Annotated in this window: 7 protein-coding genes; all 7 read left to right on the forward strand. The window is 34.8% G+C overall.

Annotation, left to right across the window (positions count from 1 at the left end):
- The first annotated feature begins 78 nt into the window (after positions 1 to 78).
- The 7 genes from asnB (at position 79) to AB3G38_RS18885 (ending at position 11,491) form a co-directional block, all read left to right on the forward strand.
- Complete coding sequence (asnB, locus tag AB3G38_RS18855; protein ID WP_367865341.1) at positions 79 to 1,935, forward strand: asparagine synthase (glutamine-hydrolyzing); 1,857 nt, start codon at positions 79 to 81, stop codon at positions 1,933 to 1,935.
- 100 nt (positions 1,936 to 2,035) lie between these two features.
- Complete coding sequence (locus tag AB3G38_RS18860) at positions 2,036 to 3,901, forward strand: amino acid adenylation domain-containing protein (RefSeq protein ID WP_367865342.1); 1,866 nt, start codon at positions 2,036 to 2,038, stop codon at positions 3,899 to 3,901.
- A 38-nt stretch (positions 3,902 to 3,939) separates the two neighbouring features.
- Positions 3,940 to 6,999, forward strand: a complete 3,060-nt coding sequence (locus AB3G38_RS18865; RefSeq protein ID WP_367865343.1) for a cyclic peptide export ABC transporter — start codon at positions 3,940 to 3,942, stop codon at positions 6,997 to 6,999.
- Between the two features lie 30 nt (positions 7,000 to 7,029).
- Entirely contained in the window at positions 7,030 to 8,541 is a 1,512-nt protein-coding gene (locus tag AB3G38_RS18870) for a serine hydrolase (RefSeq protein ID WP_367865344.1), read from the forward strand.
- 75 nt (positions 8,542 to 8,616) lie between these two features.
- On the forward strand, positions 8,617 to 9,420 hold the full coding sequence (locus AB3G38_RS18875; protein WP_367865345.1) for an aspartate/glutamate racemase family protein: 804 nt from the start codon (positions 8,617 to 8,619) through the stop codon (positions 9,418 to 9,420).
- Positions 9,420 to 10,373: a cupin-like domain-containing protein gene (locus tag AB3G38_RS18880; protein WP_367865346.1), complete on the forward strand. Its 954-nt coding sequence runs from the start codon at positions 9,420 to 9,422 to the stop codon at positions 10,371 to 10,373. The genes AB3G38_RS18875 and AB3G38_RS18880 overlap by 1 nt, the downstream gene beginning before the upstream one ends.
- An 80-nt stretch (positions 10,374 to 10,453) precedes the next feature.
- Positions 10,454 to 11,491, forward strand: a complete 1,038-nt coding sequence (locus AB3G38_RS18885) for a glycosyltransferase (RefSeq protein ID WP_367865347.1) — start codon at positions 10,454 to 10,456, stop codon at positions 11,489 to 11,491.
- Positions 11,492 to 11,505 lie beyond the last annotated feature (14 nt).

Raw genomic sequence — 11,505 nt, forward strand, 5'->3', positions numbered from 1 at the left:
ATCATGGACAGATTTCAATAGTCTTTGATTGTGGCTGAAAATGAATCTTTTTAATAATTTAAGTTAATCATAATATATATGTGTGGAATTTGTGGCTTTGTAAAATTTAACCAGAATGTTTCTCAGGAAGACGAAAGCATTGTTCATGGTATGAATAATAAACTGAGACATAGAGGTCCTGATGCCCAAGAAGTACTTCTTTATGAAAATATTGCTTTCGGATTTAGCAGGTTAAGTATCATCGGGTTAGAAAACGGCATGCAACCTATGTCTAATGAGGATAATTCTTTGATCCTTATTTGTAATGGAGAGATCTTTAATTACTTAGAACTAAAAGAAGAATTAAAAAAATCGGGACATTCATTTAAAACAGATACTGATGTAGAAGTTATTCTGCATTTGTATGAAGATTATGGACCTGATTTTTTAAATAAGTTAAATGGGCAGTTTGCTTTTGCTTTGTATGATAAAAAAAGGAAAAGACTATTCTGCGTAAGAGATCAGATGGGGATTATTCCTTTCTTTTATACTTTTACCCAAAACACCTTCATTTTTGGATCTGAGATTAAATCAATTCTTGAACATCCTTTGGTAGTCAGAGAAGTAGATATGGTTGGTCTTGACCAAGTACTTACGTTTTCAGGACTAATCAGTCCAAGGACTATGTTTAAAAATATCCATAGTCTGGAAAATGGTCATTTCTTAATCGTAGATGAATATGGAAATATAAAAAAACAGGAATATTGGGACTTGATCTATCCAGAGGGAGAAAATGTTCCAGACGAAAAGCCAGAAAAATATTATATAGAAAAGCTAGAAGAGTTATTGGATAAATCAATAGGACTTCGTTTAAGGGCAGATGTACCTTCTGGGTTGTATTTAAGCGGTGGATTAGATTCGTCAATGATTACGATGAAAGTAAAGCAATTGCAACCGGATGTATGTAAAGAAGTATTTTCAATAGATTTTCCAGATTCAAATTTATCTGAGTCTGTATACCAGAACATAGTTGCAACTGCGAGTAATGCAAAGCTTAATAAAAAGACTTTCTTCTCGGAAGATATCAGCGAAAGACTGAGGCATTCTGTTTATCACAGTGAATGTCCAATAAAAGAAACCTATAATACAGCATCTCTTTCGTTATCTGAATCGGTGAGAGCTAAAGATATAAAGGTCATATTATCTGGTGAAGGAGCGGATGAATTGTTTGCAGGATATGTAGGCTATCGCTTTGATAAAATGAGAGCGTTAAATATGGTTGCAAATACGGCAAATGCTGAGGAGGAAAAATTGAGGGAAAGATTATGGGGGGACAAAACGTTCTTTTATGAACGTAATTACGGAGAATTTAATGAGGTGAAAAAACGTTTATATTCAAAACATATCAATTCATCGTTTGATGAAATAGATTGTCTGAATCATCCATTGGTTAATCTGGATAGATTGAAAAACAGGAATGTTCTGAATAAAAGGGCATACATTGATTATAAGCTGAGGTTAGTCGATCACCTGATCTCTGATCATGGAGATAGAATGGCGATGGCTAATTCTATTGAAGTAAGATATCCATTTTTAGATATTAATTTGGTTGAGTTTTCTACACAGGTTCCTGCTGAATTAAAATTGAAAGATTTAAATGAGAAATACATCCTTAAAAAAATCGCAGAAAAGTTTGTTCCCAAACAAGTAGTTGATAGAGAGAAGTTTGGTTTTATAGCTCCCGGAAGCCCATATCTGATCAAAAGAAATATTGAATTTATCAACGATACCCTTTCCTCAGATAGTATAAGAAAACAGGGTTATTTTAACCATACTGAAATTGAACAGTTGAAAAACAAGTATGGTCAAAAAGACTTTGCAATAAATATTCCTTTTGAGAGTGATCTGTTGATTACTGTAATCACTTTTGGTTTGTTCCTCGAAGAATATTTTTAGAACCATTATTGCTGCAGATACTTCTTGACGCAGAAAAAAATATCCATCATAAAATTTTATTAACAGAATTACAATTGCACTGGTAAGCATTCATTTTTGAATGGGTGTACTGCTGCAATTTGATTTTCATCCTAAACTCAAAAAAAGAATGTCTATGCGTTCATTGATTTTTCAAGAAAAATTGCTTAACAGCCTGAAACTAAATAAAGATCTGGTAGCCATCGAAGAAAATGATCAGTTTATTTCCTATGCTGAATTATCATCAGCGGCTAATAAAATTACCCGTTTTCTTTTAGATCAGCACCTGGAAAAGGAAACAATTGTAGGGATTTCAGTTGATACTAAATTCCAGCTGATCAGTAGTATCATAGGTATTGTGAATGCCCGTTGTGTTTTTGTACCGCTTGATTCTTCTTTACCCGATCACCGGTTGAAAGAAATGATTCATGCTATGAATATGAATTTCATTATTACTGCCGGGGGGAAACAATACAAAGAATCAATAACACAGTTAAATAGGATAAGCATAGAAGATATGCTGGTGCAAGAAGAACAAACTGTTCCTTTAATGCCTGTTGATTATCAAGAGCACGATAGCCTTTATATCTATTTTACTTCTGGGTCTACTGGAAAGTCAAAAGGTATTATCGGAAAGAATTCTAGTCTCTCCCAGTTTTTAGAATGGGAGATAGAGAAATTTAATTTTACCTCAGGTGGCAGATTCAGTCAGTTGATCAGTCCTTATTTTGATGCCTTTCTAAGAGATATTTTTGTACCCCTATTAACTGGAGGAACAATATGTATACACCCTGCGGATGAAGATTTCTTTAGCCTGGAGAAAATGACGAACTGGATTGATCAAAATAGAATCAATGTGATCCATTGTGTACCAAGTATGTTCCGTGTTATCAATGATCAAAGTCTGATCCCGGCGAAATTTCAGTTACTTACCCATGTTTTGCTGTCAGGAGAAAAAATAGTTCCTTCAGAGCTTACCAATTGGTACAATGTGTTTGATTCAAGGATTCAACTGGTTAATCTTTATGGGACTACGGAAACAACAATGATAAGAGCTTACTACGAAATTAAGCCGGAGGATGCCAGAAGTGCAAAAATACCAATCGGCTATCCTATAGCTGATACGGAACTCTTAATTAGTAATGCTGATTTCAAACCATGTCAACCACTTGTTCCTGGTGATTTATACATTATTTCAAAATATACAACCAAGGGATATCTAAACGATCCTGCGCTAACGGCAGAAAAATTCATCAAATTAAACGCAGGTACTCCAGAGGAAACAATTGCATTTAAGACTGGTGATAAGGCCAGAAGATTGGCCGATGGAAAAATTGATCTTTTAGGAAGGGATGATCGTCAGGTAAAGATAAGAGGCATCAGAATAGAACTGGATGAAATTGAACACCTCCTTTTAAAATCCTCATGGGTCAAAAATGCTATAGTTGTTTTTAATGCAAATGCTGAACCTGCAGCACAGTCTATTACCGCCTTTATTATAAGAAAGGATGAAATTATAACTGAGGGCCCAGTTGATGATCTGATAAAACAATATTTAAGTGATCATCTTCCTGCTTATATGTTGCCTTCGGCAATTATTGAAGTTAATGAGTTCCCCCTTCTAAGTAATGGGAAAACTAATATCAAAGAGCTGTTAAATTCTGTTATAAAGAAAGATATTGTGCTGCCTGCAAATGAGTTGGAATCCGAGCTATTAGTAATTTGGAAAGAGATTTTTGGGGATCATCCGATATCCGCTGAAGAAGGGTTCCAAAATCTTGGAGGAAATTCGCTGAGTATCCTTGCCTTAGTCAGTAAAATCTATAAGCAATATAATGTGCGTTTGTCATTAAGTCAGATTTTTAGTCATAATTCTATTCAAAAACAAGCTGTATTTATTGCCCAGATAGAAAAAGACAACAATTCGTTTACGTCTGTTTATTTATAAGCTTCATTATAATTTCATAGCCAACTTATTCTTTAAAAATGAAAATGATTTATTTAAAATCTTTTGTCTCCTGCTTATTACTGTTTCTCTTCTCAGGTCAGGTTTACTCTAAAAACCCACAACTTCCAGGGAATGTACAGAATTATATAGACAATGAGGTTCCCAAATTGATGAAGAAAGGCGGAATACCTGGTTTAAGCCTGATCATTTTAAAAGACGGGCAATACAGGATTATGAATTATGGTTATGCAGATGTTGCCCAGAATCAAAAAGTGAAATTGGGTACTTTATTTCAATTGGGTTCGTGTAGTAAGGCTTTTACTGCCTTAGCTGTACTTAAGCTGGAGCGTGAGCATAAACTGTCTTTAAATGATGATATTTCTGCCTACATATCCTGGATGCATCCAACTTATAAGGGGAAGACAGTTAACATAAAGATTAGTCAGCTATTACATCATACAAGTGGAATTTCCTGGAAAACTATTTCAAAAATCCCGCAGTCAGACGAACCAGATGCACTACAGAAAAATATATTGCAAATAGCAGATATAAAGCTTGAGCATTTACCTGGGAAAAAGTTTGAATATGCTACGATAAACTATGATGTGCTGGCTTTAATCATAGCTAAAGTTTCTGGACAATCTTTTGAAGAATATTTACAAAAGAATATTCTGGATCATTTGGATCTGAAAAATACTACTATAGGTAAACCTAAACAATTCTCAGCTCTGGCTAAGGGATATAAAGTTGGTTTTTTTGAACCAAGAGAATACCTTGCGCCGGTGTTCAAAGGTAATAATGCAGCAGGATATGTAATTTCTGATGCTGAGGACATAGCCCGGTGGTTAATGTTTCAAATGGGATTGGTCAAATCGGATCTTTCTGATCTGGCAAAGGACACGCAAAAAGCTGATGAAGGGGTGGCTCCGCAAAACAGTTCTTTTTATGCCATGGGATGGGAAAGATCCTTAAATGGTCGAAATGAAATTTATCACGGCGGATTAAATCCAAATTATACTTCCTTTATCGCATTCAGACCTGATCAACGTATAGGAATAGCACTGCTGGCAAATTCAAATAGTGGCTATACTGAAATGATTGGTCATGATATATTGGATCTTTTAGGAAATGAACCTGTTTCAAAAAACTTCCAGACTGATGATAAGAATGATGCGGCCTACTCTGTTATCTGTTTAATTCTGGTAATTTATATGTTGACTCTATTGAGTTACTTTATTTATCTTATAATTGGGATTAGAAAAAAAGAAGTTCAATTTTCTGGATTTTCTTTTCATATAATTAAAAGAACAGGAATTGTATTGGTCCTGCTGCTTCCTGCGCTGCTTGGTATTTATCTTTTACCAGAAGCACTGGCTGGATTCACCTGGAAAGCTATTTATGTTTGGAGCCCTGTTAGTTTTGCCTATCTGATTGGTTGTTTTCTGGTTGCCATTGGAATGAGCTTTTCATTGTATGTTTTCAATTTGTTTTTTATAGAAAATAATAAATACAAAAGAATAGTGCCAAGTATACTGCTGATGAGTATTATTTCTGGTTTGTCTAATATCATTATTATCATCCTAATCACTTCCTCGGTAAACTCTACAATTGATGTTAAGTACCTGTTATTCTATTACTTTCTTACCATGCTATTATATCTTGGCGGAAGGAAATACGTACAACTAAACCTTATAAAGTATGCGAATGATATTATTTATGATCTAAGGAACCAGTTGATAACAAAAATATTTTCGACTTCTTTTCAACGATTTGAAAAACTGGATAGGGGGCGTATCTATGCTACAACAAGCGATGATGTCAATGCAATAGGACAAGCATCCAATATGCTGATCAACTTGTTTACGAGTCTGTTTACTGCAATTGCTGCCTTCTTATATCTGGGATCTATAGCGTTATGGCCTGCTGTTTTAACTGCGCTTGTTATTCTTATTATCGGTGGATTATATAATTACGTGGTTAGGAGTACAAACCTTTATTTTGAAAAGGCAAGAGACGCACAAAATGTATTTATGTCTTTAATTAATGGTATGATTGATGGTTTTAAGGAACTAAGTCTGCATCAATACAAAAAAGAAGAGTACAAAAAAGATGTTGGTCAAAGTGCTTATGTGCTAAAAACAACAGTTTCAACTGCAGATAAGAGATTTGTAAATGCATTCCTTGTTGGGGAGTCGTCATTAATCTTATTGTTGGGGTTGATTGCGTTTGCAGTGCCTAAGCTATTTCCTCAAATCAGTAATTCAGCAGTCTTAAGTTTTATCATTATTCTGCTCTATTTAGTCGGGCCGGTAAACAATATACTGAGTTCGGTTCCATCAATATTACGTCTTCGGGTTTCCTGGAAACGGATACAGACTTTTCTTGCTGAGATCCCAGCTACGATTGAACTTGGCTATAAACAACAGCAGTTATTGGAGAAAGTCGAATCTTTTGAAGTTAAAGATCTTGCATTCAGCTATGAAAATAAAGAACTTGATAGTTTCTTCTCGATTGGTCCAATCAGTTTTCAGATGAACAGCGGAGAGATTTTATTTATTGTTGGTGGAAATGGCAGTGGAAAAACAACCTTCGCAAAGGTATTAACAGGACTATATGTCCAGGATAGTGGGGAGTTTCTTATTAATGGCAGCAAGGTTAAAAATTCTCAGTTGAGTGAATATTTTTCTGCGGTTTTTAATCCTTCTTTCTTATTTGAAAAAATCTACATCAGAGAGGTCGAAGATAAGTCGGCTCAAATAGAGCATTACCTTGATCTGCTTCAATTAAAGGATATCGTTTCTGTGCAAGACGGATTGTATAATACAATTCGCTTATCAAGTGGGCAAAGAAAGAGGCTATCCTTATTGCAATGTTATCTGGAAGATTCCCCAATATATTTATTTGATGAATGGGCTGCAGACCAGGATCCTGAATTCAGGAATTTCTTCTATCGGACACTTTTACCCGACATGAGAAAAGCTGGGAAAATTATTATTACCATCACTCACGATGATCGCTATTTCGATGTTGCAGACCGGCTATTTAAAATGAATAATGGTAAGCTTGAATTATATGATAAACTCCGGCTTGTAGAATAATTCTACTATTATAAACTTATATATAAACATATGACAAAACAACAATCAAATGATATGACTAATCGACGAATCCTCAACTGGAAAAGAAACATAATTGTGCTCTCTGTTTTCTTTGAAACTTTGTTCTGCTCCTGCATATTGTTTGCACAGGATACTTCTAGTTTCAAGGTGAATGACAAACTGATAATAAAAAAGGAATTTGACCAGCAAATAAATAAAATGCTTGTAGGAGCGGGAATACCCGGTATTTCAGTGGCAATTATTGACGGAGGACAGATTGTATATTCGAACGCTTATGGATATAAAAGAATCAAGAGTCAAGATTTGGTAGACAAAAATACTTTATTTGAAGCTTGCTCACTGAGTAAAAGTTTCGTGGTTTATATGGCTAATCAAATGGCAGATGAACATAAATTGGATCTGGATAAGCCATTATATGAATATTTGAAATACCCTTTGCTGGAACATGATAAAAGATATAAATTAATTACTGCCAGGATGGTATTAGGACATGCATCAGGCCTTGAAAACTGGAAAGAAGATCATAATCCTGATAGTCTTGAAATTCTCGCAGATCCTGGTACTGAGTACATATATTCTGGCGAAGGATACCAATACCTTGCCAAGGTGATTGAATCATTGCGTAAAGAATCTTATGAGGATTATACTGAAAAGATGATTATAAAACCGTTAAATCTGGAACGGACATATGTGGCATTTAATGCGGAAGGAACCAACCCTTCTAACTATGCAATTGGACATGATATTTTTGAAAAAGAAGTAAATAAATTAAAAAATACTACTCCAATACCTGCTTCTGGAATAAATCTTACTGCAAAAGATTATGCTAAACTTATAATTTCCCTATTTGATGAACACCGTTTTTCTGCGAACAGAATTAAGGAGATGAAGAATCCAGTTATAAAAGAGCATGCTGATAATCCGTCTTTGTTTTATGGACCTGGTTTTGAGATTCTGCGTACCGATAAAGATACGCTGATGCTGCATGGTGGAGACAATTTTGGATTTAAAGGATTTGTCTGTTATTCTATTACTCATAAAAGAGGATTAGTATTCCTTGCGAATAGTGATCGTGGAAAGTCTCTCACAAAAAAATTATGTGAAATGACTGTAGGATTTGACATCGATGATTATTTTAAAAACGATTATAAGAGTCAATATCCAAGTACTGCTATTGAACTGCTTAACACATATTTGCAGCAGGGTGAAGATCAGATGACTAGTCGGCTTATGGCGCTGATTAAGAAATCCGATGGTAAAATAGGGGATAAAATTCTAAATGAATTGGGAAGGCAATTCATCTTCCATGATAATGCTATAGCCCGAAAGTTATTGAATGAAAATATAAAATTATACCCTAAATCGGCATTTGCTTATTATTTGCTTGGTCATATTGATATGATGGAAAATGATTTCCGTACTGCACACAAAAATCTGGTTATGGCCAAAGAACTGAATTATACGAATGATCCTGTCGATCCGGATATTAAGGTTTGCGAAGAGAAAATCAATTTAAATTAAAATTGGAAGAACAGCTATTTATTTCCTGGCTGAAACCTTAAAACATATTTATTATAAATATTTAAGCTTATTTAAATGGGAGCATTTGAAAATGATATAACAATTGGATTAGTTGGGGGAATGGGGCCGCAAGCCGGACTTTCACTTTTTAATTATATACTTCATAAAACCAAAGCGAAGGTTGATCAGGATCACTTATCAACAATTCTGATGTCCTTTCCAAAACATATAGTCGACAGAACTGCTTTTTTAAATGGGAGCGAGCTAATTAATCCAGCATTAAATATTGCTGAGGTCATTAAAAAGTTGGAAATGGCAGGTGCAGTTGTGATTGGGATTGCTTGTAATACCTCACATGCTCCTGAAATATACGATGTAATTTTAAAAGAACTAGATAAAGTAGATAGCCAGGTCTCTTTGGTCCATATGCCTTTAGAAGCATGCAGATCAATTGCTGAAATTCATCCGGCCGCCCGCAGAATTGGATTACTAACGACTAATGGGACACACTATTCTGGTCTATATGCAGACTTGTTAAAGAAAATGGGATATGATGTAATTCTGCCCGATGATGATTTGCAAAATGACGTGATTCACAGGATGATTTATGACACAGAATACGGATTGAAAACGAATGTTAAAGTGGTTACAAAAGAAGTTCGGGAACTAATGGAAACTGCAATGGCTTTTTTCAACGAAAAAGGTACAGATGTAATTATTCTTGGTTGTACAGATTTTTCAATCATGAATACTCCGGATGTGTTTAAGGATATAAGAGTGATAGATTCTTCGGAGGCACTTGCAAACGCATTGGTTAGAGAAGCCGCTAATTATAGCAATAAAATGAGTATAAAAGAGACATTTTTTAATATAAGATAATGATTGATAATATAACAGATATTGTTGAAATGAGAGAATTGGCGAGTAAATTGTTTTCAGCAATACCAGGAATTAAAGATGCCGGGTCAATCGATATTATGGAAGTAAAGAACTTGAATGCGCATGACTTTAAAACAAAATTTCTTGATAAGAATACTCCATGTCTTATAAGAAGTGCAGTAAGACATTGGCCTGCTGTAGACAAATGGAAAAAGCAAAAATATTGGGTTAATACGTGTGACAATAGGGAGATCACAATTATTCCAAACATTAATTTTTTTGATTTAACAAAAAGGATGGAAAACAGCGTGAACTTATCATTCCATGATGCTATTGAGAGACTATTTAATAATGTTGATCGTACGTTTTCAATTCCTGGTCAATACATCGGTGAAAGTACGCTATATTCTGGATTAAAAGATGATATTAAGGGTTTTTCATTTCTTCCATTTCTTGCTAAGCCACTATGGGATAGGGAAAAATCTTTGTTTATTTATCGTAGGGCTGCTACTACATGGCATGTGCACTATTGCGATGAAACACTCATGTGCCAGGTTAACGGGACTAAGATTGTTGCTTTAATATCACCCAACCATTCCAGACCGTCCTATGTTACGGATTTCCTGGAAAACGAATTGTACTTAAGAGGTCAGTTAATGGATCAGAACCTAAACTTGGAGCCAAAAATTGTAGAAGTTACGGAAGGGGATGCTTTGTATATTCCTCCGGGCTGGTTTCACTGTGTTATTCCTAAAGATGCGGAAATAGGATTTACCCTTGCATGCAATTTCAGAAGTCCATTACATATAAATGGAAACCTTTCTAATTATTTTACCCGTAAACTTTATAAAAAAGCATGGGCCGTGCCTTCGTTAAAAATCAAAATGATAATTCCTATTTATCTGTTTACCGCTATGTGTAGTTATTATTTAAAAAAGATTATAAGGTTGTAGTGAAAAAAATATTGTCTTTAAAGCTGGTGTCCATTTATGCTAATAACATAAAAACCTATAAAAATTATTATTGATAAGATATGAAAGAATCACCGTCCGATCAACAAGCAAAAGTTGATAAATATGCTGGCCCTGGAAGCGATATTCTGTTGTTGGAAACGTATCCTGCTCATGAATTGCCATATGATGGTTTATCCGGATTTTTTAATGTGGTTAAAAATATCGGAACCATTATTAAAGATACTAAGCATACTAGCGGGGCGAAAGTATTAGTTTGTGGGATAGCTCCATTTTATGAAGATAGATTATCTGTACAAAACACCAATATTATCTTTACAACTTTTGAATCTGATGAGGTTCCTTTACACTGGGTAGAATCAATTAATAGATACCATCATTGTATTGTCCCACACGAAGCTATCAAAGTTAAATTTGAGAGCTCAGGTGTCATTACTCCAATTTCTGTAATACATCAGGGATATTACCGTTACAAACGCGGTCAGATGTTGAAAAAGAAGCCGAAGGAATTTAATGTTGGTTTCCTGGGAATTCCTGTTAACAGGAAAAATATGTTAAAGTTATATGATGCCTGTAAACAATTACAAGCATCAGCTATACCCGAAATTAAACTTCATGTACATGTGTCCTATTTCTATGATTGGTTAGATACCACTCCTTTTAAGCGTATTCAAAGTGACGAGATGATTGTCTGGACTTCAGGTAACCTTAGCGCTGAAGAGGTTTCTGATTGGTATTATAAGTTATCTTGTTATGTCTTCCCATCCAGTGGTGAAGGCTGGTCTTATACCCCAAGAGAAAGCATGTACTTAGGAATACCTACAATTATTACGGACATTCCAGTTCATAAAGAACTTATTGATAGTGGTTTTTGTAAAGTTATCCGTACTTCCGGAATTGAACCTGCTGATTTTAACGGAGCTACTCATGGCTTCTGGGCTAAGGTTGAAGCTAATGAAATTAAAACTTCAATATTGGATGTCTATAATCGCTATGATTATTTTCATACACAGGCTTTATCTGGTGCGGCATGGATAGAAAATGAATGGTTCAATGAGAATGTGGTCACGAGGTTGAAGGATTTAATCGTGGATTTATAGAAATCTAAATCATA

Origin of the sequence: Pedobacter sp. WC2423 (genome assembly GCF_040822065.1) — a bacterium.
In the GTDB taxonomy this organism is placed as follows: domain Bacteria; phylum Bacteroidota; class Bacteroidia; order Sphingobacteriales; family Sphingobacteriaceae; genus Pedobacter.